Genomic DNA, 24,756 nt, shown 5'->3' on the forward strand with positions numbered 1-24,756 from the left:
GCGGTCTGTAGCAACCTTTTTTGCTAAAACGAAGTTGAAAAGTAGTTGAATTTTCCAATTATTAACTTTCACTAATGATTGGATATGCGTAATATAATTCTTTATTTTTAAAATTGCAAGCGATTTTTTGCTAAAATTATTTATTTAACATAAAAATATTTTCTTTTTAGGGTAATTTATGTTAGATTAAATTTAACCAATTTTAAAAGGAGTTTATCATGAATCTATTGAAAAGTCGTAAAAATCTTGCCAGATGGTTGTCGGATTATGCTGTGAGCCACCGCAACCCCACCAATAAAAAAATCCATTTTGTCTGCGTGCCTGTGATTTTTTTGACGATAGTCGCCATGTTGTGGCTGATTAGTCCGTTTTTGTTGTTAGTGGTGGCGGTCGGTGTGTTGTGGTTTTACGCACATTTGTCTTTGGCATTATTTATCGCTATGTCGGCTTTTGTGGCGGTGTGCGTTGGATTAGCGGTCGTTGTGCCGATTGGGTTTGGCGGTTGGATTGGTGTGTTTGTGTTGGCTTGGATTGGTCAATTCGTTGGTCATAAAATTGAAGGGGCAAAGCCGTCATTTTTTGAAGATTTGCAATTTTTATTGATTGGACCTGCGTGGGTGTCGTTAAGTCTAATGGGAAAAACCAATCAAATAGCAACCCATGTTTAATTTTTTTAAATCAATAAAAAATTTGGGTTAACAAAAAATTAACCCAAGTTTTTTAATATTATAACTAATTTTTAACAATTATTTTAATAATAATTTCTCACTCCAAAAATCGCCGTCCCTACTCTCACCATACTTGAACCTGCGTCAATCGCTTGTTCAATATCGCCACTCATCCCCATGGATAAAGTATCCCAATCGCTTGGATTGGCGTGAAACTGCTTGACATTATCAAAAAGTTGTTTGGTTTTAACAAAGGCAGTTTCGCTATTTTTAGCAGGAATAATCATCAAGCCCCGCAAGCGTAAATTGGCTAATTGGCTGATTTTTTCAACTAATATTGGTAATTCTTCAGGTTGACAGCCTGATTTTGTTTCTTCGTCATCAATGTTGATTTGAATACAGATATTGAGTTTTGCCAAATTTTTGGGGCGTTGTTCGCTAAGACGCTCAGCAATTAACAGGCGGTCAACCCCATGCACCCAGTCAAAATATTGAGCCAAATCACGGGTTTTATTACGCTGAATATGTCCGATATAGTGCCAAATAATCGGCTCGCCATTGATTTTGATATCTTTTAATTGTTGGATTTTGGCAATGGCTTCTTGTACATAATTTTCGCCAAAATGCTGTTGTCCCTGCTCTGCCAACACTTGTATCATGTGGCTTGGTTTGGTTTTTGACACCGCTAATAAGGTAACGTGGGGTGGTATTTTTTGTTTTATTTGTTCGTAATTTTGAATTAATTGTTTATCACAAATAAATTCTGAAAAATTTTCGTGAGTTGACATCATAAGTTCTCAAATCAAAGCCAAAATCATGTGTTAATTTTAACAATTTCGGCTATAATAGCAACCATTAAACCCATTTTTTTTGACAAATTTTGGCAAAAATCTGAAAAGTTGGCATTTTGTCGGTTTTCACTCGTATTTTTAGCAAATTTTGTTTATAGTGGGACAAATTTTTAACCAAACTGTTTCAGCAAAAGATAGGCAAAATTATGTCAAAAAAACTCAGCATTGATGATTTATTGCGTTTTTCCAACAAAAACAAAGCGTCGGACTTGCATATTTCTGCAGGTTTGCCACCGATGATTCGGGTGGACGGTGAGATTACCAAAATCAATATGCCACCACTTGACCATCAAACGGTTCATGGCTTGATTTATGATATCATGAATGATAAACAGCGTGCGGATTATGAAGAGTTTTTGGAAGCTGACTTTTCGTTTGAAATTCCTGAAGTGGCACGTTTCCGTGTGAATGCGTTTAACCAAAACCGTGGTGCAGGTGCGGTATTTCGTACCATTCCGTCTGAAGTTTTGACGATGGAACAGCTTGGCATGGGCGAAGTATTCAAAAAAGTGTCCAGTTTTAAACGTGGTATTGTGTTAGTAACTGGTCCGACAGGTTCTGGTAAATCAACCACGCTTGCAGCGATGATTAACTATATTAATGAAAACCGTAAAGAACATATTTTAACCATTGAAGATCCGATTGAGTTTGTACATCAATCCAAAAAATCGCTGATTAACCAACGTGAAGTACACCGTGATACCTTGTCATTTGATGCAGCCCTGCGTTCGGCTCTGCGTGAAGACCCTGACGTTATCCTAGTTGGTGAGATGCGTGACTTGGAGACCATTCGCCTAGCTTTGACCGCTGCCGAAACAGGACACTTGGTCTTTGGTACACTACACACCACATCTGCTGCCAAAACCATTGACCGTGTGGTGGACGTTTTTCCTGCAGCTGAAAAAGACATGATTCGTGCGATGTTATCAGAGTCTTTACAAGCAGTAATTTCACAAGCCCTGTTAAAACGTCAAACAGGCGGACGTGTGGCGGTACATGAGATTATGCTTGGCACGCCTGCCATTCGTAACCTTATCCGTGAAAACAAAGTCGCACAAATGTACTCAGCCATTCAAACCAGTGCAGGTGAAGGCATGACCACGCTTGACCAAAGTCTGCGTGAATGGCTCAACAAAGGCGTGATTAGCAAAGAATCTGCCCGCCAATACGCCAAACAACCTGAAGCGTTTATGTAAATTGATATACTTATTGTTAAACAAATTAAAATTAACAAATTAACCGAGAATTGTTATGGATTTTGATAAATTATTGCAGTTAATGGTGCAAAAAAACGGTTCGGACTTGTTTATTACCGCCGACGTACCGCCGTCCATGAAAGTAAATGGCGTCATTATGCCTGTTGCTAAAAACAACTTAACACCTGAACAATCGATGGCGTTGGTTAAAAGTGTGATGACCCCAAATCAAATCAAAGAATTTGACGAAACCCACGAATGTCAGTTTGCGATTAGTGATAAAAACAAAACGGCTCGTTTTCGTGTCTCTGCCTTTATCCAAAAAGATGCGGCAGGCATGATTTTGCGTAAAATTGAAACCAAAATTCCTAAACCTGAAGATTTGAATTTACCGCCCATTTTAAAAGAAGTTGCCATGAAAAAACGTGGTATCGTGCTGTTGGTGGGGGCGACAGGTACAGGTAAATCAACCACGTTGGCGGCGTTGATTGGACATCGCAACGAAAACTCTCGTGGGCATATCATCACCATTGAAGACCCGATTGAATACGTGCATGAACACAAAGGCTGTATTATTACCCAACGTGAAGTTGGCATTGATACCATGTCCTTTGAAGCAGGACTAAAAAATACCCTGCGTCAAGCCCCTGACGTGATTTTGATTGGGGAAATTCGTACCAAAGAAACCATGGACTATGCAGTGCAATATGCCGAGACGGGACACTTGGTATTTGCCACCCTGCACGCGAATAACGCCAACCAAGCGATTGACCGTATTATTCACTTTTTTGAAAGTGAACAACACGAACAGATTTTAATGGATTTGTCATTAAACCTACGTGCGATTATCGCTCAACAACTTATTCCAACCCCAGACGGTAAAGGTCGCCGTGCTGCCCTTGAAATCTTGCTAAATACACAATTAATCGGGGACTTTATCCGTAAAGGTGAAATCCATGAGATTAAACCTGTAATGAAACGTTCGCGTGAATTAGGGATGCAAACTTTTGACCAAGCCTTATTTGACTTATACGAAAACGGTGAAATCACTTATCAAGATGCGATTAAATCTGCCGATAGCCCGAATGACTTGCGTCTATTAATCAAATTACAAAGTAAACATGCAGGCGAAGTGGATGATGAAGACAGCAACTTCTCATTGCAAGCCGATGAGGACTATAGCAATAAAAGTAGTGGACTATTTGGTTAATTGTAAAAAACCCATTGTTATCAAAAAATTAGGGCGTGAGTGATTACGCCCTAATGTTTGCTTTTATTATCAAAAATTAAAATAATTTGTTAAAATAATCAATGATGCGACGTTTTTTTTATGCCAATCCAAATGTACTAGCGATTGGCAAACAAGTTGAGTTAGACGATAACATATTTCAACATTGGTGCAAAGTATTGCGAGCAAATGTTGGCGATACGGGGATTTTATTTGACGGTCAAGGTGGTGAATATCTTGTTACGTTAAGCGATATTGACAAAAAAACCGCCAGTGTTTTGGTCAATAATTTTTCACCGATTAACCGTAATTTGCCGTTTAAGGTTAGCATTGGGCTAGTAATGAGCCGTGGCGAACGCATGGATTACGCCATTCAAAAATCCTGTGAAACAGGCGTACATCAGATTCAACTACTCACCAGTCACCATGGCGAGGTACGCCTAAAATCCGACCAAATCGCTAAAAAACTCGCCCATTGGCAAGGCGTGGCAAATTCCGCCTGTGAACAATGTGGCTTAAACCTTGTGCCAATGATTTTACCCCCAATAAGCATTCAAGACTTTATCCAAAATTTTTCACAAGATGCATTGCAAAAAAACACGCTAAAATTAGTGCTTGCTGTCCCTGAACGCTTAAGCAGTTCCCAAATTTTTGATGCGACAAAATTTGATAAGAATGCTGACTATTGTTTGTTAATTGGTGCAGAAGGTGGCTTATCCGATGACGAGTTGACATTGGCATATAAGCATGATTTTTTGGCATGGCAAATCGGTGAGCGGGTTTTACGCACCGAAACCGCCCCTGTTGTCGCTTTGACAGCGTTGCAAACGCTATATCATATATAATATATTTTTAATTAATATTTTAAAAAAGGTGAATTATGTCATATCCTGTTTTCAAAGAAATTGATGGCAAACATCCGTTGATTTTTGACCGATTTTTTTTTGAAAATAGCTTAAGTATTAAAAAGAATGTTGCCAATGTCGAACAAATTTTGGCATATTTGCTTAATCATATTTCAGACGGTGTGTGTTTATTAGATGAAAACCTGAATTTTGTTGCATTTAATCAACGTTTTGCACAAATTATTCACCTTGAACCAAGCGAAATTTTGGGAAAATATTTTTCTATTAATCCGATTGAAAGTTTTGAGCCAAGCCGTCAGCAAGTTTTTTTAAACATCGAAGAACAACTTAAAAATCACACCCAACTTGACGAATTGATGATTATTTTGCCGCAAAATAGCCAACAAATTTTTGCCCGCGTTCAAGCTATTCCGCTACAACTTCACCCAGACGCTAATATTTATTTGGGTGTGTTAAGCGATATCAGCCACCAAACCCACATGGAACAGTCACTGAAACATGCATTACGCTATGATGCGTTGACAGGTTTACAAAATCGAGAAACTTTTTTTACGATTATGTCCGTGGTGATGCAAAATTTTTTAAATCATAAAGTAGATTATCTTGATAAAAATATTGCATTAGTTCGACTAAATATTGATAAATTACAAATTCTTAACGCCAGTATTGGCAACTGGGCGACTGATATGTTGCTCAAAGCCTTTGTTACCCGCATACAAGATTTTAATGAAAAAAACTGTCAAGTTAAAGGTTTTTCTCGACTCGGTGGTGATGATTTTGCCCTACTTTTGTTGACAAATAACTTAGAAAATATTGATAGTTATTTAGCTAACTTACAACAATCAATTCAAAAACCCTTTACTATCAATGATACACCGATTTATATCAATGTATCTATCGGCGTGGCATCTTATCATGAATCAAATACCGAAGCACACAATAACGCAGACATTTTAATTAGCCAAGCAGAAAAAGCCTTACGCCAAGCCCGTGGTAGCGGTGGCAATCAGCTTGTTTGGTTCGACCGCCTGAATTTTAGTCCTGTCTTTGATAAAATTCATGTTCAAAGTGCGTTTATTTATGCCTTAAATAACTCGCAAATCGTGGCATATTTTCAGCCAAAAATCTATTTTGAACAACCCACAGATGACGATGGTCAACCGATTTATCACTTTGAAGCCCTGATGCGTTGGCATCATCCTATATTGGGGATTTTGTCACCGAAAGATTTTTTAGATGAAGTTTTAGATAGTTTTTCACAACCATTATTTGAAAATATGGTTGAGCATTGCATGACGCAAGCCTTGGCGTGGCAACAGCAGGGCTTTTTGGTAAAACTTGGCATTAATATTGATGTTCGTCAATTATTACATGATAATTTTTTAAGTTTTATGAAACAAAGTCTTTTGAAATACCCAAATTTTGCCAAGTTTATTGAGTTTGAATTAACCGAAACCGCACCGATTGCCAATAATCATGATACCTTAACTATATTAGATTTTTTGCGTGACAATGGCTTTTGCATTGCAATTGATGATTTTGGCACAGGCCATGCATCGCTAGGTTATTTAATCCACTTTCCAATTAATTTGTTAAAATTTGATAAATTATTTATTCAAAATATCAACACGAAACCACAAAAAATCCAAATTGTTAAAGCCATTATCCAAATGGCTCACAACATGAATATCAAGGTAATTGCCGAAGGGGTGGAAAATCAAGCCGAATATCAATGCCTAAAACAACTCGGCTGTGATGCCACGCAAGGATTTTTTCATGGCAAACCGATGTCGGCGGATGAAGCGACAACTTGGCTACAACAACAATCAAGTGTGGTGTATGACTGATTAGTCATAGCAAAGACCTTGTAAGTTTGCAAGTTTTTCCCTATCTTATTATCAATTATTTTTAATGCTAATTTTTAGCAAAATCATTTGATAAAAAGGAAACCGCCATGCAATATACCGCACCACTTCGTGATATTAAATTTGTCATGCACGAGTTGCTTGACTTTGAAAATCATTACAAAACCATTCCTGCCTATGCTGAGGTGGACAAAGACACGTTGGATAGCTTTGTCGAAGCTGGGGCAGATTTTGCTCAAAATGAACTTTCGCCATTAAATCGTTCTGGCGATGAAGAAGGTTGTACTTTTGACAACGGCATTGTTACCACGCCAACAGGGTTTAAACAAGCCTACAAGCAATATTGCGAATTGGGCTTTACTTCTTTATGTGGCGATGTGGAACATGGCGGTCAGGGTATGCCAATTTCGCTAGGCTCTGTGATTAGCGAAATGATGGGTTCGGCAAACTGGTCGTTTTCTATGTACCCCGGTTTGTCCGAAGGGGCAATCCGCACCATTGAACATCACGGCACACAGGAGCAAAAACAGTTATATTTAACCAAACTTATCACAGGTGAATGGTCAGGTACGATGTGTTTGACTGAAGCTCATGCAGGTTCGGATTTAGGCATTATCCGCAGTAAAGCTGAACCAAATGCGGACGGTTCTTATGCTATTTCTGGGCAAAAAATCTTTATTTCTGCTGGTGAACACGACATGGCGGACAACATTGTTCACATCGTATTGGCTCGTTTACCAAATGCCCCACAAGGCACAAAAGGTATTTCATTATTTATCGTACCTAAATTCAGTGTAAATGTAGATGGTACAATGGGTGACCGCAATACAGTAACTTGTGGCTCGATTGAACACAAAATGGGTATTAAAGCATCAGCAACCGCTGTGTTAAACTTTGACAAGGCAAAAGGTTTTTTGATTGGCCCTGAAAATAAAGGTCTAAACTGTATGTTTACCTTTATGAATACTGCTCGTATCGGTACGGCAATTCAAGGTTTGACCGCATCTGAAGTCGCTTTCCAAGGTGGTTTAAACTATGCCAAAGAACGCCTTGCCATGCGTGCACTAAGCGGTGCGAAAGCCCCTGAACAAGTCGCCGACCCTATCATCGTGCATCCTGCGGTACGTAACATGGTACTAACCTGTAAAGCCTTTGCCGAAGGTGGTCGTGCCTTGGTGTATTATTTGTCGCAATTTGCAGACGTGGTTGCCAAAGGCGAAGACAAAGACCAAGTGGCATATGCCGACCAAATGTTGTCGCTATTAACACCGATTGCCAAGGCGTTTTTGACCGAAACGGGTTACGAATCTGCTAACCACGGCGTGCAAGTTTACGGCGGACATGGCTTTATCCGTGAGTGGGGCATGGAGCAAAACGTGCGTGATACTCGTATTGCTTGCTTATATGAAGGTACAACCGAAATCCAATCGCTTGATTTATTGGGTCGTAAAGTCTTGGGTTCGCAAGGCAAAATGCTGGCGAACTTTACCAAGGTTATTCATCAATTCTGCCAAGAACACGCCGATAGTGACGAAATGGGACAATTTATCCGTCCATTGGCAAAACTCAACAAAGATTGGGGCGATTTAACCGCTCGTATCAGTATGCAAGCAGCTGCTAATCCTGATGCGGTTGGGGCGAATGCGGTAGATTATATGTATTTTAGTGGCTATGTGACTTTGGCGTATTTATGGGCAAAAATGGCGTTAGTCGCAGGGCAAGCTCTAGCCAACGGCACAAGTGAAGAAAAATTCTACACCGCTAAAATCAAAACTGCTCAATTCTATTTTGCTAAACTGTTGCCACGCACACTGACGTATGTGAAACGCATTGACAGCGGACTTGAGCCGTACATGGCAATGGAAATTGATGAGTTTGTGTTTTAATTTCACTTATTGAAAATTAAAGAAAAATTTAAAAATCCGTTAATTGATTAGCGGATTTTTTTTGTATTATTTATTTAACTTGTTTCGCCTTTTCAACTTCCCTTTTATCTAACACTTGGACAACAAATTGTTTATCTTGATAAAACACCACCACTTTTTGAGCATATGGCAAAAACAACTCAGTCAATATTCTATGTTCAATTGCTGTTAAGCCGTCCACAATGTCTTCTTTAACATTAGCCAAAATTATCGGTTTTCCCAAATACCATTTTTTGGGTAACTTAGCCAACATCTCTTTGACATTTAACAAGGCTTTTTCAAAATCCGCTACTAGCATGCGTGAGTTAGAAAACACAGGATTGGCAAGGTGTTCAAGCTCGCACTGCTTACCATCTGCATTTTGATAATAGATAACAAAACGATTTTCATAAATTGCTATTTCCACCAAAGAATTTTGCAAAAAATAAAACGTTTTTTCAATAATATGTTTACGTAGTTGATTGATTTTCATTGTTTTTTTATTAAAAAATTAGCAATTCATTTTTAAAATATTGGTGAATATTTGAAGTTTTATCATAATAACTTTTTATTTTTTCTAAATTAATTTAAGATTAGTTTAAACGATTGATATCATCAATATCTGTCATTTTGTGACTATTGGCATCATTATTAGTGGTTGATTTCATCTCGGTTTGCAGTCTATTTTCATGATGATCATGTAAATGACAACCACAATTTGGGCAAAAATTGAGTGAATAATGTATATTTTTTTGATTAATTTTTAACTCTTGCTTAATTTCTTCTACCACACGGATAGCTTGTTCTTGTGATAAATTCAGGTCACGGCGTAGACGTTCAATCGCTTCAGATTCTTCATGCACGTCCAAATTTTTATCCATAATACTTTGCCGAAGCAAATCTTCCGTACTTTTTCGCCGATGTTCAAGCTCGGTTGCCAAACCTGATGCCAAAATACCTGCAGGCAATGCTGCTAAACCCACACCCAAAATCGTAATCATCGCACCTAAGAATTTACCAATCATGGTGACAGGTGTTACATCGCCATACCCCACAGTCGTCAGCGTAACCACCGCCCACCACATGGCTTTTGGAATGGACTCAAATTCGTCAGGTTGTGCTTTATTTTCTACCGCATAGATACCACTTGCTGACAAAATAATCAAAATCAATAAGATAAAAATCACCGCTTTAAACGACTCTTTTTCACGTTTTATCACATTTAACAAAATGCGTAACGCTAAAAAATAACGAGTAAGTTTAAATAATCTTAACAAACGTAACACGATTAACAAGCGTAAATTCATCGGCACGAAAAAATTGAGATACGCAGGAAAAATTGCAATAAAATCAATTACTGAACCTGTGCTAAACAGCCACGCTTTACGGTTTTCCCAAGCAGATTTGCTATCGTCAACTTCGGCAATAACCCAAAATCGCACAAAATATTCAAGGCTAAAAATTGCTAAGGAAAATTTTTCAAAAAAATCAAAATGACCTTGATAACGCAAATACCATTCGTTGATTGATGATAAAATCACCGCCAACACATTGAGCAAAATTAAAAAAATTAAAAAATACTCGGTATAACGACTGATAGGGCTATCGTAATCGTCATTTTGTAAAATATGATAGATTTTTTTGCGAATATGAGCGATGGTTGGCATAGGTATTGTGTGACTGGTTAAACCAAGTTTGGCAAAGTTTGTGAGATGGGTTGCGATAATGTCTGGAGAATTTTTTGGCACAAATTATCATAACAGATTTTATCGTAATCTGCTAATGGCAGACGTCTATCAATGCCATACCAATTATTTTCTAACTTGATAAAGGTTTGATTTTTCTCATCTTTTTGTGTATTAAGTACATTTTGGGTTTTAACCGCAATAATGTCAATATCTAGGCTAACCAAGGGCTTGGTAAAATTTTGGCGGTCGTGTTGCTGTTCTAACTGTTTGCTTAAGCTCAATAAATCTTGATAAAAGACTGGCAAGGCAAAATTTAGCCATAGCATTTGATTATGATAAGTATTATTATGCATATCTACAGCAATACTTTGATAAATATCACTAACACATACCTCACCAAGCGTCACAAAATAGTGGCTGACATAGTACAGATAGCGATTATCGACATTGGTCGCCAGTGAAAAAAGGACCTGCTCTACGCTAAAATCAGCTACGGTGGGCTTTGACATACTAAGAACCTATAAATTTTAAAAAACCCAATGGTAAAATTGGGTTTTTTAGCAAAACGAATGATTATTCTTCCAATAAACCGTCTTCTTGTAAGGCTTCGGTCAGTTCCATGGTTTGCGTCTCGTCATTTTCGCTAAAATCATCATCTTCCTGTACCGCTTCGGCTGAGACGATACCAACTAAGGTTTCATTTTCACCCAAACGGATAAGCTTCACGCCTTGAGCGGTACGTCCTGCAGTCGCAACTTCGGACGCGCGTGTTCGTACCAACGTGCCTGTATTTGAAATTAATAACAAATCTTTTGTTTCATCAATTTCAATGGCACTGACCAACTCACCATTACGCTCACTAGTGCGAATGGCAATCATGCCTTGTGAGCCACGTTTACGCAGGGTAAAATGTTTAACAAGGGTACGTTTGCCATAGCCGTTAGCACAGGCACATAGCACTTCACCGTCTTCAGGGGCAACCACTAGCGACACCACACGACTAACAACATTACTCTCTTCTTCATCATCATTTTCTTCAATGATTTCTTCATCATCGCTAACATTGGCAAGCAGCGAAACCCGCATACCACGCACGCCACGAGCGGTACGCCCCATCACTCGCACATCATTTTCTGAAAAACGAATAGCTTTACCTGCATTGCTAAACAGCATGATTTGTTGGTTACCGTCTGTCAAATCCACCCCAATCAGGCTGTCACCATCGTGCATTTCAAGGGCTTTTTTACCGATAGATAATACATTGGCAAACTCTTTTAATGCCACACGTTTAACCGTTCCGCCTGCAGTTGCCATAAAGACATAGTGATTTTCAGGGAAATCTTTTAATGCCAAAATCGCCGAAATCGTCTCATTTTCTGCCAACGGCAATAGATTTACCATAGGGCGACCTTTGGAACCACGAGATGCCACAGGCACTTCATAGGCTTTTAGCCGATATACTTTGCCAATATTGGTAAAGCACAATACAGTGGCATGGTTAGAAGTTACCACCAAATGTTGCACCACGTCATCTTCTTTCATACTGGTTGCTGATTTACCACGTCCGCCACGTTTTTGGGCTTGATAATCGGACAAAGGTTGGGTTTTGGCATAGCCAGTTTGTGAAATAGTCAAAACAATTTGCTCTTCAGGAATTAGGTCTTCTCGGGTAAAATCGGCTCGGCTATCCACGATTTCGGTTTTACGAACATCGCCAAAGTTGGTTAAAATCTCATTTAACTCATTTTTAATCACTTGCATAAGCTTGTCAAAATTTGCCAAAATACTTTGTAATTCGGCAATTTGGGCCAAAATTTGTTTAAATTCCGCTTGGATTTTGTCTTGTTCCAAGCCTGTCAAACGGTGCAACTGCATATCTAAAATCGCATTGACTTGGTCAGGCGATAGGCGATAATGCTGATTGTTATCAATCAAGCCAAACGGTGCGTTCAAATCTTCGCCTTCGATAAATTCTGGACGAATTGAGCCACTGCCAGCCGATTCCAACATGGCAATCACACCACCAGATTGCCAAACATTTACCAATAAATTATCACGGGCTTGTTGGCGGTTGGCAGATTGTTTAATGGTTTCAATGATATTGTCAATATTGGCTAAAGCAATGGTTAGACCTTCTAATAGATGTCCACGAGCCAACGCTTTTTTTAGCTCAAAAATAGTACGGCGAGTAACCACTTCTTGACGATGTCGCACAAAGGCAGAAATCAAATCTCGCAAGGTCATAAGCTTAGGCTGTCCATTATCTAGGGCAACCATATTAATACTAAAACTGGATTCTAATGGTGTTTGTAAAAATAAATTGTTTACCAAGACTTCAGCATTTTCACCACGTTTTAAGTCAATGGCAATTCGCATACCATCTTTGTCAGATTCGTCACGGATTTCGCTAATGCCGTCTAATTTTTTATCACGCACCAATTCGGCGATTTTTTCAATGAGCTTGGCTTTATTCACTTGATAGGGAATTTCGGTAAAGACAATGCGTTCACGGTCTTTATTTGCACCACTTTCTGCCATTTTTTCAATGTGATAACGCCCACGCAAATGCAAGCGACCTTTACCAGTGCGATACGCATCTACAATACCACTGCGACCATAAATAATGCCACCTGTCGGAAAGTCAGGACCTGTGATATATGCCATTAAGCCTTCACCTGTGATGTGTGGATTGTCGGCATAGGCAATACAGGCGTTGATAACTTCGGTTAAATTATGAGGTGCCATATTGGTCGCCATACCGACGGCAATCCCTGTTGCACCATTTACCAACAAATTTGGAATACGAGCAGGTAACACAGAGGGCATTTGCTCTGAACCGTCATAGTTGGCTTCCCAGTCAATCGTGTCTTTGTCAAGGTCGGCAAGCATTTGATGGGTGAGTTTTTGCATACGCACCTCGGTGTAACGCATGGCAGCTGGCGGGTCGTCATCAACCGAGCCAAAATTTCCCTGACCATCAACGAGCATATACCGCATACTAAACGGCTGTGCCAAACGCACAATCGCATCATAGACGGCGGTATCACCATGTGGGTGATATTTACCAATAACATCACCGACCACACGGGCAGATTTTTTATAAGGTTTGTTATAATCATTAGAAAGTTCGTGCATCGCATACAGTACACGGCGATGAACAGGCTTTAGCCCATCTCGTACGTCTGGCAAGGCACGAGAAACAATCACACTCATGGCGTAATCTAGGTAGGATTGTTTGAGTTCATCAACAATGCCAATGGGGCTAATTGAATCGGTCGTCATGGGTGTTCCTTAAAATACGGTTAACAAATTCGCCAAAATTTTGTTCGTTAATTTTTAACAAGCACAGCGAATATCACAAAGGCAACATTATAACACAATTTACACTTTTTTTGCTTGATTTTGCTTAAAAATTAGCGAAAACCATTATCGAACCGAGTCAAATAACCGTCAGGTTTTTGCATGGTTAATTGCCAACAAGTCTCCTCCCTTGCCAAATATTTCACTTCAAAATGTGTGCGTTCGCTATCGCTTGGCACGGTGGTTTTTTGCGTGGGTAATTGCCAAATATCTACCGCTTTTTGTAAGGCTTCATCTGCATAATCAGCGATATTGGTCGCCAAAATCAGCTCTCCGCCCACTTTTAACCGAGACAATAAAAACTCAAAAAACGGCATATTTAGCCAACGTTGATTGGCATTATGTGGTTCTGGATTGGGGTATAAAATAAAAATTTTGCTTAGGCTATTTTTTGGTATACCATGCACCACCCACGCCACCGCATCGGCATGAATGATGTGTAAATTGGGTAAATTTGCCAGCGTTGCGGATTTTTGCATAGCGGTAAATTTTTCTTGCGTGCGTTCAATCGCAATCAGCTGAGCGTCAGGATTTTGCGTGGCGAACTGCATAGCATGCTTGCCCTTGCCTGCCCCAATTTCCAAACAAATATTGTCTTTTTGCCAAAAATCTGCTGATAAAGGCTGAAAATCTCTGGGGTGACGGATTTTATCGGCTTGAAAATAGCGTTCGGCACGGTGTGAAAGGTGGGATAAAGATTGGTTTAACAGGTTTTGGCTCATAAAAACTCTTTTTCATCTTGGCAAAAAATGCTATAATTTTGGCAAATTTTAACAACTAATCACCACAATCTCAAGTCATTCGACCCACACTGCAATATTATGGCTAATTCAGAAAACTTTACACAAAACCTTTCAGAAAACCCAAGCAACCTCAATGAAAATCAGCCAATTCAACCGCTTAAATCCTACCCTTGCCCACAATGCAAAAAGTTAACCGCTTGGCAAGGTAATGAATTTAAGCCGTTTTGTAGTGAACGCTGTCGCTTGATAGATTTTGGGGCGTGGGCAAATGAAGATTATAAAATCCCAACCCAAGAAATCGATTTTTCACAGCAGTTTGAACACTAAAAAATGATTAAATCATCTGATGATTTGCTAAAAAATTATCGCTTATCGTAGAATTTTTGGTTATAATCTGTGGTTAAATTTCACTTATTTTAAGGGAATTCTGATGCCTTACAATCTTAACAACCGCCATTTATTAAGCCTTGTCAATCATACTGAGCGAGATTTACACTTTTTATTGGACTTATCTCGTGATTTAAAACGTGCCAAATACGCAGGCACTGAACAGCAACATTTAAAAGGCAAAAATATTGCGTTAATTTTTGAAAAAACTTCTACCCGTACACGTTGTGCCTTTGAAGTCGCCGCTTACGACCAAGGGGCAAACGTTACCTATATTGACCCAAATTCTTCACAAATCGGTCATAAAGAAACCATGAAAGATACCGCTCGTGTGCTAGGGCGTATGTATGATGCCATTGAATATCGTGGTTTTAAACAAAGCGTGGTGGAAGAATTGGCAGAATACGCTGGTGTGCCTGTGTTTAACGGCTTGACCGATGAATACCACCCAACGCAAATGCTCGCAGACGTTTTGACCATGCGTGAACACAGCGACAAGCCATTGCACGAAATCAGCTATGTTTATGTTGGCGATGCTCGCAACAACATGGGTAATTCGTTGTTATTGGTCGGTGCAAAATTAGGTATGGACGTGCGTATCTGTGCCCCAAAAGATTTGCAACCCCACGAAGCATTGATAACAATATGTGAAGAGTTTGCAACATTAAGCGGTGCAAAAATCACCATTACCGAAGACGTACAACAAGCGGTAAAAGGCGTGGACTTTATCCATACCGATGTTTGGGTGTCTATGGGCGAGCCAATTGAAGCGTGGGGCGAGCGTATCAACCTACTTATGCCTTATCAAGTCAATATGGATTTAATCAAGGCATCTGGCAATCCACGTGTGAAATTTATGCACTGCTTGCCAGCGTTTCACAATACTGAAACAAAAATCGGACAGCAAATTGCTGAACAGTATCCACAGCTTACAAACGGCATTGAAGTTACCGAAGAAGTGTTTGAATCCCCCTACAACATCGCCTTTGAACAAGCAGAAAACCGTATGCATACTATCAAAGCGGTGATGGTCAGCTCATTAGGTGGTCTGTAATTTGACTTAATGATTAAATTAATTTTATTTTAAAAAAATTGATAAAAATATGAAAAATGCACTTACTTTAAAAGACATTCCTAACCCCAGCCAAACAAAAGTCATCGTCGGTATGTCAGGCGGTGTGGACAGTTCGGTGTCAGCGGTTTTGTTAAAAGAAGCAGGTTTTGATGTTGAAGGTCTGTTTATGAAAAACTGGGAAGAAGATGACGGCACCGAATACTGCACCGCTCTCACCGACCTTGCGGACGCCCAAGCAGTGGCGGATGCACTCGGTATCAAACTTCACACAGCAAATTTTTCGGCGGAATATTGGGACAATGTCTTTGAGCATTTTTTGGACGAATATAAGGCAGGTCGCACGCCAAATCCTGATATTTTGTGCAATAAAGAAGTTAAATTCAAGGCGTTTTTGGACTATGCAACCAATCCCAAATTCGGGCTTGGGGCAGATTATATCGCCACAGGACATTATACTCGCAGAAGCTTTAGCGAAAATGGCAAAGCCGAGCTTTTGCGTGGGCTTGACAATAACAAAGACCAAAGTTATTTTTTGCACGCAGTATCAGGCGATAAAATCGCCAAAACTTTGTTTCCTGTGGGCGAATTAGAAAAACCGCAAGTGCGTGAAATTGCCGAACGTTACAACCTTGCCACCGCTAAGAAAAAAGATTCTACAGGCATTTGTTTTATTGGCGAACGGCGATTTAAAGACTTTTTACAACAGTACCTGCCTGCCCAAAAAGGCGATATCTACACCGATGATGGTCTAAAAATCGGTACACATGACGGATTGATGTATTATACTATCGGTCAGCGTGGTGGTATCGGTATTGGTGGGGTGAAAAATCGCCCTGAAGAGCCGTGGTTTGTCTTGCATAAAGACTTAAAAAATAACCGCTTAATCGTGGGTCAAGGGCACGACCACCCACAAATGCAATCCAACCAGCTCATTGCCTACAAATTAGACTGGATAACTAATATTCCTGCTGAAATTTTTAGCGAAAATGGTTATAAATGCACCGCTAAAACTCGCTACCGCCAACCTGACCAACGTTGTACAGTTTTTGCAACAGATGACACAGGGTTACAAGTCAAAGTCATATTTGACGAGCCACAACGAGCGGTTACTTGCGGACAGTCCTGTGTATTTTATAATGGTGAAATTTGCCTAGGTGGTGGCGTGATTAAGTGGGTAAATACCCCTGTTGAATGTTAAATAAATTTATATGATAATGAAGCTATGTTAAATCATTTTATTGCCATTTATCCGTCATATTTTTCATATTCACTTAGCATTATCCTTATTGTGAAAATGCTAAAAAACCGCTACAATAACCCACCTTTTAGCAAAAAACAACACCGATGACAAGCTTGCCATTTACCCCACATATTTTGATTATTGAAGATGACCCAGCCATTGCCAGTACCCTACAATTTGCGTTAGAACGTGAAAATTGGCAAACCACGTGGCTAGATACCGTCAACCAAGTCAAGCCATTTTTGCAAACAACCGAACAATTATCGGTTATTATTATGGACGTGGGCTTGCCTGACGGCGATGGTTTTTCGTTGTGCCAACAAATCCGTTTTGGCGACTGCCACCAACACATACCGATTTTATTTTTGACCGCAAGAGATGACGAATTAGACAAAATTATCGGCTTGGAAATGGGGGCGGACGACTATATCACCAAGCCGTTTAGCCCACGAGAAATCATCGCACGCGTTAAAGCTATGCTCCGCCGTGAGCAAATGCACCAAGCAAGCCACCAGTTAGAGACAGCTACTAATTTGGGCAAAGATTTTCACAAAACCTTAAATTCAGGCGAATGGCAATACCTAGATGACGTGTGTCATTTAACTTGGCAAAACCAAGTGCTAAATTTAAGTAAAACTGAATTATCAATTATGCTAACCTTATTAAATAATCCAAGCCGAATTTTGAGCCGTGAGCAAATTTTGGCAACTATCAGCGATTTTCCTGAACACCGTTTAGCACGCACCATTGACAGCCATGTCAAAACTTTACGCCAAAAACTTGCCGAAATACAGCCTGATTGTGAAGTAATTATCACGCATCGTGGACTCGGTTATAGTTTGTCATGATTGAGCATTTTTACATAATGATTTGTTTAATATTTTTACAATTATGTGTCAATGAAGATAACGATAAACTTGTTATCAAGACTTGATTATAGTAGAATAAATCCAGAATTTTCTAAAAAAGGAGCTTTTATGAAATCACCTATCTATATCATGTCATCATTGATGCTGTTAAGCTCGCTCACAGGCTGTAGCAGTAGCCTTGATTTAGGCAAACAGCTTAACGCTCAAAATCCTACCAATCCAACCACCCCTTCTAAACAAGACATCGCCCCAGAGCAGGGCTATGGATTGACAGAGCAAAAACTCACCCATTCCAAAGACTTTATGGTTGCCAGTGCAAATCCGTTGGCAACACGGGCAGGTTATGATATTTTGGCAAACGGTGGTACGGCGGTAGATGCCATGGTCGCTGTGCAGACGACTTTAAGCCTTGTAGAGCCTCAGTCGTCTGGGCTTGGCGGTGGGGCATTTGTGGTATATTGGGACAATGAAAACAAAAAATTAACCACCTTTGACGGACGTGAAACCGCCCCCATGTCGGTAGATGAAAATCTGTTTATGAAAGATGGCAAACCTATGGGCTTTATGGACGCTGTGGTTGGCGGTCGTTCGGTGGGTGTGCCTGCCATTCCGCTATTAATGCAAGATTTGCACAAGCGTTATGGCAAATTGGAATGGAAAAACCTCTTTGGCACGCCTATCCGTCTTGCAACCGACGGTTTTAAAGTGTCGCAACGCATGGCAAACTCCATTGAAAGCAATCAAATTTCACTATCAAAATATAAAACCACGGCAGACTACTTTTTGCCCAATGGCACACCACTCAAAGCAGGCGATTTGCTAAAAAATATTGAATTCGCCAAAACGGTACAAACCCTTGCTAACGAAGGCAGTGAGCCATTTTATCACGGCAAATACGCTCAAAATATCGTACAAGTTGTCAATCATGCCGATAATAAAGGCACGCTTAACATGGCGGATTTTGGGGCATATCAGGTGATTGAACGCACGCCTGTTTGTGCCGATTATCGCCAATATCAAGTCTGTGGCATGGGAGCTCCAAGCTCGGGCGGTATTGCATTGGGGCAGATTGTTGGCATTTTGAACCAATTTTTGCCAAATCAATTGCCGATTAATCACGACCATACTTTAAGAGTGCTTGGCGATGCGTCAAGACTTGCATTTGCTGACCGTGAACAATATGTTGCCGACCCAAAATACGTTAACGTTCCCACCGCCCAAATGCTCTCTAAACAATATCTGGCACAGCGTGCAGAGCTGATTAAAACCAGCAATGTTTCCCTCAAAAACGTCAAAGCAGGCGAAATATCCACAACTTTTGCCCCCGCTCCAAGCCTTGAATTGCCCTCTACAAGCCACATCAGCATTGTCGATAAATATGGCAATGCGTTATCCATGACGACTTCTATTGAAAACGCCTTTGGCTCAACTTTAATGGCAAATGGCTATCTGCTAAACAACGAATTGACCGATTTTTCTTTTGAACCAAGCAAAAACGGCAAACCTGTCGCCAACCGTGTGGAAGGTGGTAAACGCCCACGCTCATCGATGGCACCAACAATTGTTATGAAAGACGGTAAGCCTTATATGGCAGTCGGCTCACCAGGTGGCTCTCGCATTATTGGCTATGTTGCCAAAACTTTGGTCGCTCATGTGGATTGGGGCATGGATATTCAACAAGCGATTAATTATCCAAACGTGTTAAACCGTTTTGGCAGTTATGAAATTGAAAAAAGCAGTAGGGCTGAAGAGCTGAACACGCCTTTAATGAATTTGGGATATAAAACCGATATCAGAGACCTAAATTCTGGTGTACAGGGCATTATCATTACCGAGACAGGTTTGCAAGGTGGTGCTGACCCTCGCCGTGAAGGTAGAGTCATGGGTAAATAATGCGTTATTTTTAATCATTCATGATAATCAAGATTCTTCAGGTTAACTTGGCTAATCTTGTTTTATTTTAAACATTTTTTTAGCACAATCTCATTCCCAGTTATCATTATTTTGCTAAATAATGTTATAATAGCTGTTTTTATTTAGCAAAACAAGATTATGAAATTTACACTCCACAAAACCGATAAATCCACACGAGCCAGACGAGGCACAGTTCACCTTGCACACGGCGATGTCCAGACGCCCGCCTTTATGCCTGTTGGCACGTACGGCACGGTTAAAGGTATGCTACCACGAGATATTCACGCCATCGGAGCTGATATTATTTTAGGCAATACTTTTCATTTGTGGCTACGACCGACCACAGCCGTGATTGATAAATTTGGCGGATTGCATGATTTTATTGGTTGGAATAAGCCGATTTTGACCGATTCTGGCGGATTTCAGGTGTTTTCATTGGGAGCCATGCGAAAAATCAAGGAAGAAGGCGTATATTTTCGCTCACCGATTGACGGGGCAAAGGTGTTTTTATCACCTGAAATTTCCATGCAAATTCAAAAATCGTTAAATTCTGACATTGTCATGCAATTTGACGAGTGTACACCTTATCCTGCCACCTACTCAGAAGCAGATAAATCACTTGAATTGTCGTTACGGTGGGGCGAGCGTTGTATTAATGAACATCAAAAATTGGGTAATAAAAACGCCTTATTTGGGATTATTCAAGGCTCGATGTATCGGGATTTGCGTGAAAAATCGTTGCATAGCTTATTACAAATGCCGTTTGACGGCTACGCCATTGGCGGACTGTCGGTCGGTGAGCCAAAAGATGAGATGCTTGGTGTGTTAAATTATCTACCTGATATGATGCCAGCCGATAAGCCACGCTATCTGATGGGGGTGGGTACACCCATTGACATTGTGGAAGCGGTACGCCGTGGGGTGGATATGTTTGACTGCGTGATGCCAACTCGTAACGCACGGAACGGGCATTTGTTTGTGTCCACAGGTGTCGTTAAAATCAAAAATGCGGTGCATCGTTTTGACGAAAGTCCGCTCGATAGCGAATGTGACTGCTACACGTGCCAAAACTTTAGCCGTGCCTATCTACACCATCTGCATAAATGTGGCGAAATGTTATCTGCTCAATTAAACACCATTCATAATTTACGCTTTTATCAAAATCTTATGCAAGGCATTCGTGATAGCCTAGATAATGGCACGTTTGATGAATTTGTCAGTGAATTTTATCAAAAGCAGGGGCTTGAGAAGCCGAGTCTAACCCATTAAACGTGATGAAAAAGGTAATTTCGTAAGCTATTGCCTTTTTTCTCAAGACAAATCAAGTTAAACAACATGACCCAAAACCAGATTAAAGTTTACTTAGTCGGCGGTGCGGTGCGTGATACGCTGTTAGGTCGCTCCATTACCGAACACGATTATGTCGTGGTTGGAGCAACGCCAGAATACATGGTTGCCAAAGGCTTTGTCCAAGTCGGAGCGGATTTTCCCGTATTTTTGCACCCAATCACCCATGACGAATACGCCTTAGCCCGCACCGAACGCAAGACAGGCAACGGCTATCTTGGCTTTGCCGTCCACGCCGACCCAAGCGTCACGCTAGAAGATGACCTAATCCGCCGAGATTTGACCATTAACGCAATGGCAATTGAAGTCGGCGGTTTGTTTGACAGCAATTTTAAATATGGTAAATTTGACAAAAATTATGTCATTGACCCTTACGGTGGATTAAATGACTTAAAAAACAAAAAATTACGTCATGTATCGGACGCTTTTGCCGAAGACCCTGTGCGAGTATTACGCTTGGCAAGATTTGAGAGCCGTTACGCACCGCTTGGCTTTAGTATTGCTGATGAAACGGTAGCATTGGTGCAAAAAATGCGAGATGACGGTGAATTAAACCACCTAGTCGCCGAACGTGTGTGGGCAGAAACTCACAAGGCATTAAGCCAAGCATGGGCAGACGTGTATTTTTCTACTTTAAGCAAATTGGGCGTATTAGGCATTATCATGCCTGCGTTAAGTATTGCCAGAGATGAAGGGCTTTATAGCGAAAAGCAAGCGATTGTCAGCCACGCATTACGCCTTGCTCACGAGTTTCACCTAAATGAAGTCAGCCGTTTTGCTTTACTTTGCACAGCTTTTTTGAATGTTGAAAATAATAAAAATCTAAAATATTGTGAGCTCTTTAAGGCTTTTTACCAACAGTTAAAAGCCCCAAAATCTTACAGTCACTTTAGCCAATTATTTTTAACCCAGTTAGACAATTTAGAAAACTTTAATCAACTGACTAGTGAACAGCTTTTTGACTTAATAAAAACTTGCAATGCGTTAAAACAACCCGAACTTTTACAGCAACTTTTAAGCCTTGTTAAAGTCTATCAACTGGCTTGTGAACAGGTTATACTGAATAAAATCATTAGCACATTACAGCCTATTTCAGCCAAAGACGTGAGTAGCGAATTGACAGGCAAAGCGATTGGCGATGCGATTGATACGTTGCGTTTGGCAAAATTAGATGAAATTATTTCAGCAAAAGGATAAAAAATGAAAAAACATATTTTAGTGATTAACGGTGCAAACTTAAATTTACTTGGCAAACGAGAACCGCAGATTTACGGCTACCAAACCTTAGCTGATATTGAAGTAGATTTAGCACAGCGAGCGTTAGCACATGGTTTACAACTTACATTTTTTCAGTCCAATGCCGAATATGAACTGATACACAAAATTCAATATCACGGGTTATTAACTCTAGATGAGCGGGAAAAAATTGATGCCGTGATTATCAATCCTGCAGGCTTTACGCACACATCTGTGGTACTGCGTGATGCGTTGTTGGCGATTGACAAGCCGTTTGTAGAAGTGCATTTATCCAACATTCACCACCGTGAACCGTTTCGTCATCATTCATTTTTTAGCGATAAAGCTGATGCGGTGATTTGTGGTTTAGGGGCGTTGGGTTATATATCAGCGTTGGATTATTTTATTGATAAATTTGCTAAGTGATTGATAAATAATTGTTTTCAACTTAAAATACGAGCTATTCTGTCATCAAATTAAAAAGGCAAACGAATTTGTTTGCCTTTTTTCTTAAAGCCAACTTATTAATTTACAACAAAATTTTACGTGGGTCTTGCAAAAGTTTTGCGATGTAACGTGTGAACACAGCGGCATCCGCCCCATTAATCACACGGTGGTCGTATGACAATGACAGTGGCAACATCAAGCGTGGCTCAAACTCTTTACCATTCCAACGTGGTTGGAAAGTAGACTCTGACACGCCCAAAATCGCAACTTGTGGCCAGTTAACGAGTGGTGTAAAGTACGTTCCGCCTAAGTTACCTTGGCTAGAAATGGTAAATGATGCCCCTTGCAATTCTTTGACAGTTAACTTGTTATCACGGGCTTTTTTGGCAAGTTCGCCGATTTCTTTGGCAAGTTGCACGATGCCTTTATCTTGCACGTTTTGGATGACAGGCACAGTAAGACCATTATCAGTTGCCACTGCAAAACCCATATGTACCGATTTACGTACGATGATTTGGGTATTATCATCGGATAAATGGCTATTGAATTTCGGATGTTTTTGCAAGGCATACGCAGTTACTTTCATGATAAATGCAAGGATTGTCAAAGACACGCCTTGTTTTTTCATGTCGTCTTTTAACTCGCCACGCAGATTTTCGGTGTCGGTAATATCCGCCAAATCAAACTGGGTTACCTGTGGCAACAGGGTATTATAATTTAGCTGTGGAATAGACACTTTTTGCAAACGACTTAAATCTTCGGTATAAGTCTCTCCCCAAATATCCACTTTTGACATATCAGGTAGCGGTGGCAAGCCTGCACGCACGCCTGTTGTTTGTGATATAGTGGTGGTTTGTGGGTTTTGCAGTTGTTGTTTTACATAGGCAAACAAGTCTTCTTTGACCACACGCCCGTTAATGCCTGTGCCTTTAACTTGGGTAATGTCCACGCCAAGCTGACGGGTAAGTTTACGCACGGCAGGACCTGCATACGCATCGCTTAATTTAGCGTTTACTTGTTGCTCAGTTAATGCTGAGGCTTGGGTTGGTTTAGTATCCGCTTTTGGTGCAGGTGCTGATACGTTAGTTGTAGCAGTCGGTGCAACGCTTGGGCTTTCTGCTTTTGGGGCAGTTGGCGTGCTTGGCGTGGTTGCAACAGGGGCAGAACCCACGGTTTCAATCACGATAAAATCTTGTCCATTTTTGGCAACATCACCTGAGTTTAACAAGATTTCTACCACTTTACCGCTCGCAGGGGCAGGCACTTCTACTGATGCTTTGTCAGATTCTACCAAAATCACAGGTTGGTCGACTGCTACTGTATCGCCCACATTGACCATAATTTCAGCAACTTGGGCTTCTTCCACGCCCAAATCAGGCAAGGCAAACGTTTGTTCACCACCCGACTGCATTGGCAACTCATTTGTTTGTGGAGTCGTTTGTGCTTGAGTTGGTTGTTCCGCTTGTTCCGCTGTTAGCCTTTGGGGTTCGGCTTTTGGGGTTTCGGTTGTTTGGCTTTGTATCTGTTGGCTAGGCTCAGCTTGGGTGTTTGCACCGTCTGATTCTAGGGTTAAAATCACGTCGCCTTCTTTGAGTTGGTCGCCAAGCTTAATTAAAATTTCGGTAATTTTACCTTGTGCGGTGCTTGGTACTTCTACTGATGCTTTGTCAGATTCTAACAGTACAATGTTGTCATTGACGTTAATCACATCACCAACTTTTACCATAATTTCGCTGACTTCGGCACTTTCAACGCCTAAGTCTGGGAGTGTCATTTGCATGATTTATCCTTTTTTAAATATAAATTTAGCAAAAATTAATTGAATTATTAAATTTTTGATAAGTGCCCAAAAATAATTAGCATTTTAATTTG

The 24,756-nt window shown here is 40.3% G+C and carries 21 protein-coding genes; 14 read left to right on the forward strand and 7 right to left on the reverse strand.

Going from position 1 to position 24,756, the window contains the following annotated elements:
• Positions 1-218 precede the first annotated feature (218 nt).
• Positions 219-668, forward strand: coding sequence for an Mpo1 family 2-hydroxy fatty acid dioxygenase (locus A3G3_RS0100835; RefSeq protein ID WP_019518647.1), 450 nt, complete (start codon positions 219-221; stop codon positions 666-668).
• Positions 669-751: 83 nt separating this feature from the next.
• On the opposite strand, the gene A3G3_RS0100840 is transcribed toward A3G3_RS0100835, so the two are convergent.
• The gene (locus A3G3_RS0100840; RefSeq protein WP_019518648.1) at positions 752-1,459 is read right to left on the reverse strand and encodes a YggS family pyridoxal phosphate-dependent enzyme; all 708 of its coding nucleotides are present in this window, start codon (positions 1,457-1,459) and stop codon (positions 752-754) included.
• Positions 1,460-1,665: 206 nt separating this feature from the next.
• Between A3G3_RS0100840 and A3G3_RS0100845 the strand changes: the two genes are divergently transcribed.
• The 5 genes from A3G3_RS0100845 to A3G3_RS0100865 all read left to right on the forward strand — a co-directional run bounded on the left by A3G3_RS0100845 (position 1,666) and on the right by A3G3_RS0100865 (position 8,560).
• Positions 1,666-2,715, forward strand: coding sequence for a type IV pilus twitching motility protein PilT (locus tag A3G3_RS0100845; RefSeq protein ID WP_019518649.1), 1,050 nt, complete (start codon positions 1,666-1,668; stop codon positions 2,713-2,715).
• Between the two features lie 55 nt (positions 2,716-2,770).
• Positions 2,771-3,925: a PilT/PilU family type 4a pilus ATPase gene (locus A3G3_RS0100850; RefSeq protein WP_019518650.1), complete on the forward strand. Its 1,155-nt coding sequence runs from the start codon at positions 2,771-2,773 to the stop codon at positions 3,923-3,925.
• A 104-nt stretch (positions 3,926-4,029) separates the two neighbouring features.
• Positions 4,030-4,788 (forward strand): 16S rRNA (uracil(1498)-N(3))-methyltransferase, encoded by a 759-nt coding sequence (locus A3G3_RS0100855; protein ID WP_026212769.1) that lies wholly within the window; start codon positions 4,030-4,032, stop codon positions 4,786-4,788.
• 35 nt (positions 4,789-4,823) lie between these two features.
• Positions 4,824-6,656, forward strand: coding sequence for a sensor domain-containing protein (locus A3G3_RS0100860; RefSeq protein ID WP_019518652.1), 1,833 nt, complete (start codon positions 4,824-4,826; stop codon positions 6,654-6,656).
• Between the two features lie 107 nt (positions 6,657-6,763).
• Complete coding sequence (locus A3G3_RS0100865; protein ID WP_019518653.1) at positions 6,764-8,560, forward strand: acyl-CoA dehydrogenase C-terminal domain-containing protein; 1,797 nt, start codon at positions 6,764-6,766, stop codon at positions 8,558-8,560.
• Positions 8,561-8,630: 70 nt separating this feature from the next.
• Here the strand turns inward: A3G3_RS0100865 and A3G3_RS0100870 are convergent, their stop codons facing one another.
• The 5 genes from A3G3_RS0100870 to trmB all read right to left on the reverse strand — a co-directional run bounded on the left by A3G3_RS0100870 (position 8,631) and on the right by trmB (position 14,348).
• Positions 8,631-9,071, reverse strand: a complete 441-nt coding sequence (locus A3G3_RS0100870) for a hypothetical protein (protein ID WP_019518654.1) — start codon at positions 9,069-9,071, stop codon at positions 8,631-8,633.
• Positions 9,072-9,171: 100 nt separating this feature from the next.
• Positions 9,172-10,245 (reverse strand): ion transporter, encoded by a 1,074-nt coding sequence (locus A3G3_RS0100875; protein WP_019518655.1) that lies wholly within the window; start codon positions 10,243-10,245, stop codon positions 9,172-9,174.
• A 17-nt stretch (positions 10,246-10,262) separates the two neighbouring features.
• On the reverse strand, positions 10,263-10,775 hold the full coding sequence (locus A3G3_RS0100880; protein ID WP_019518656.1) for a 2-amino-4-hydroxy-6-hydroxymethyldihydropteridine diphosphokinase: 513 nt from the start codon (positions 10,773-10,775) through the stop codon (positions 10,263-10,265).
• 64 nt (positions 10,776-10,839) lie between these two features.
• Complete coding sequence (gene gyrA, locus A3G3_RS0100885; RefSeq protein WP_019518657.1) at positions 10,840-13,548, reverse strand: DNA gyrase subunit A; 2,709 nt, start codon at positions 13,546-13,548, stop codon at positions 10,840-10,842.
• A 131-nt stretch (positions 13,549-13,679) separates the two neighbouring features.
• Positions 13,680-14,348 carry a tRNA (guanine(46)-N(7))-methyltransferase TrmB gene (gene trmB / locus A3G3_RS0100890; protein WP_019518658.1) on the reverse strand — a complete coding sequence of 223 codons (669 nt, stop codon included), beginning with the start codon at positions 14,346-14,348 and terminating at the stop codon, positions 13,680-13,682.
• Positions 14,349-14,516: 168 nt separating this feature from the next.
• Here trmB and A3G3_RS0100895 point away from each other — a divergent pair, with 168 nt between their 5' ends.
• The 8 genes from A3G3_RS0100895 to aroQ all read left to right on the forward strand — a co-directional run bounded on the left by A3G3_RS0100895 (position 14,517) and on the right by aroQ (position 22,863).
• Positions 14,517-14,696 carry a DNA gyrase inhibitor YacG gene (locus tag A3G3_RS0100895; protein ID WP_026212770.1) on the forward strand — a complete coding sequence of 60 codons (180 nt, stop codon included), beginning with the start codon at positions 14,517-14,519 and terminating at the stop codon, positions 14,694-14,696.
• A 103-nt stretch (positions 14,697-14,799) separates the two neighbouring features.
• Positions 14,800-15,810: an ornithine carbamoyltransferase gene (locus A3G3_RS0100900; protein WP_019518660.1), complete on the forward strand. Its 1,011-nt coding sequence runs from the start codon at positions 14,800-14,802 to the stop codon at positions 15,808-15,810.
• 49 nt (positions 15,811-15,859) lie between these two features.
• Entirely contained in the window at positions 15,860-17,029 is a 1,170-nt protein-coding gene (gene mnmA, locus A3G3_RS0100905; RefSeq protein WP_019518661.1) for a tRNA 2-thiouridine(34) synthase MnmA, read from the forward strand.
• A gap of 146 nt (positions 17,030-17,175) precedes the next feature.
• On the forward strand, positions 17,176-17,919 hold the full coding sequence (locus tag A3G3_RS0100915; RefSeq protein ID WP_019518663.1) for a response regulator: 744 nt from the start codon (positions 17,176-17,178) through the stop codon (positions 17,917-17,919).
• Positions 17,920-18,048: 129 nt separating this feature from the next.
• The gene (ggt, locus tag A3G3_RS0100920; RefSeq protein WP_019518664.1) at positions 18,049-19,833 is read left to right on the forward strand and encodes a gamma-glutamyltransferase; all 1,785 of its coding nucleotides are present in this window, start codon (positions 18,049-18,051) and stop codon (positions 19,831-19,833) included.
• A gap of 159 nt (positions 19,834-19,992) precedes the next feature.
• A complete protein-coding gene (gene tgt, locus A3G3_RS0100925; RefSeq protein WP_019518665.1) occupies positions 19,993-21,123 on the forward strand; it encodes a tRNA guanosine(34) transglycosylase Tgt in 1,131 nt (376 codons plus the stop codon).
• A gap of 66 nt (positions 21,124-21,189) precedes the next feature.
• Positions 21,190-22,398: a CCA tRNA nucleotidyltransferase gene (locus tag A3G3_RS0100930; protein ID WP_019518666.1), complete on the forward strand. Its 1,209-nt coding sequence runs from the start codon at positions 21,190-21,192 to the stop codon at positions 22,396-22,398.
• A 3-nt stretch (positions 22,399-22,401) separates the two neighbouring features.
• On the forward strand, positions 22,402-22,863 hold the full coding sequence (gene aroQ / locus A3G3_RS0100935; protein WP_019518667.1) for a type II 3-dehydroquinate dehydratase: 462 nt from the start codon (positions 22,402-22,404) through the stop codon (positions 22,861-22,863).
• Positions 22,864-22,966: 103 nt separating this feature from the next.
• On the opposite strand, the gene aceF is transcribed toward aroQ, so the two are convergent.
• Positions 22,967-24,664 carry a dihydrolipoyllysine-residue acetyltransferase gene (aceF, locus tag A3G3_RS0100940; RefSeq protein ID WP_019518668.1) on the reverse strand — a complete coding sequence of 566 codons (1,698 nt, stop codon included), beginning with the start codon at positions 24,662-24,664 and terminating at the stop codon, positions 22,967-22,969.
• Positions 24,665-24,756 lie beyond the last annotated feature (92 nt).

Source organism: Moraxella boevrei DSM 14165, from assembly GCF_000379845.1.
In the GTDB taxonomy this organism is placed as follows: domain Bacteria; phylum Pseudomonadota; class Gammaproteobacteria; order Pseudomonadales; family Moraxellaceae; genus Faucicola; species Faucicola boevrei.

Bases quoted from the DNA above. Each gene is read 5' to 3' on its own strand.
- A3G3_RS0100870 (WP_019518654.1), bottom strand. From the start codon at position 9,071: ATGAAAATCAATCAACTACGTAAACATATTATTGAAAAAACGTTTTAT.
- A3G3_RS0100855 (WP_026212769.1), top strand. From the start codon at position 4,030: ATGCGACGTTTTTTTTATGCCAATCCAAATGTACTAGCGATTGGCAAA.
- ggt (WP_019518664.1), top strand. From the start codon at position 18,049: ATGAAATCACCTATCTATATCATGTCATCATTGATGCTGTTAAGCTCG.
- A3G3_RS0100860 (WP_019518652.1), top strand. From the start codon at position 4,824: ATGTCATATCCTGTTTTCAAAGAAATTGATGGCAAACATCCGTTGATT.
- A3G3_RS0100915 (WP_019518663.1), top strand. From the start codon at position 17,176: ATGACAAGCTTGCCATTTACCCCACATATTTTGATTATTGAAGATGAC.
- mnmA (WP_019518661.1), top strand. From the start codon at position 15,860: ATGAAAAATGCACTTACTTTAAAAGACATTCCTAACCCCAGCCAAACA.
- aceF (WP_019518668.1), bottom strand. From the start codon at position 24,664: ATGCAAATGACACTCCCAGACTTAGGCGTTGAAAGTGCCGAAGTCAGC.
- A3G3_RS0100850 (WP_019518650.1), top strand. From the start codon at position 2,771: ATGGATTTTGATAAATTATTGCAGTTAATGGTGCAAAAAAACGGTTCG.
- A3G3_RS0100845 (WP_019518649.1), top strand. From the start codon at position 1,666: ATGTCAAAAAAACTCAGCATTGATGATTTATTGCGTTTTTCCAACAAA.
- A3G3_RS0100930 (WP_019518666.1), top strand. From the start codon at position 21,190: ATGACCCAAAACCAGATTAAAGTTTACTTAGTCGGCGGTGCGGTGCGT.
- A3G3_RS0100875 (WP_019518655.1), bottom strand. From the start codon at position 10,245: ATGCCAACCATCGCTCATATTCGCAAAAAAATCTATCATATTTTACAA.
- aroQ (WP_019518667.1), top strand. From the start codon at position 22,402: ATGAAAAAACATATTTTAGTGATTAACGGTGCAAACTTAAATTTACTT.
- gyrA (WP_019518657.1), bottom strand. From the start codon at position 13,548: ATGACGACCGATTCAATTAGCCCCATTGGCATTGTTGATGAACTCAAA.
- A3G3_RS0100865 (WP_019518653.1), top strand. From the start codon at position 6,764: ATGCAATATACCGCACCACTTCGTGATATTAAATTTGTCATGCACGAG.
- A3G3_RS0100840 (WP_019518648.1), bottom strand. From the start codon at position 1,459: ATGATGTCAACTCACGAAAATTTTTCAGAATTTATTTGTGATAAACAA.
- tgt (WP_019518665.1), top strand. From the start codon at position 19,993: ATGAAATTTACACTCCACAAAACCGATAAATCCACACGAGCCAGACGA.
- A3G3_RS0100900 (WP_019518660.1), top strand. From the start codon at position 14,800: ATGCCTTACAATCTTAACAACCGCCATTTATTAAGCCTTGTCAATCAT.
- A3G3_RS0100880 (WP_019518656.1), bottom strand. From the start codon at position 10,775: ATGTCAAAGCCCACCGTAGCTGATTTTAGCGTAGAGCAGGTCCTTTTT.
- trmB (WP_019518658.1), bottom strand. From the start codon at position 14,348: ATGAGCCAAAACCTGTTAAACCAATCTTTATCCCACCTTTCACACCGT.
- A3G3_RS0100835 (WP_019518647.1), top strand. From the start codon at position 219: ATGAATCTATTGAAAAGTCGTAAAAATCTTGCCAGATGGTTGTCGGAT.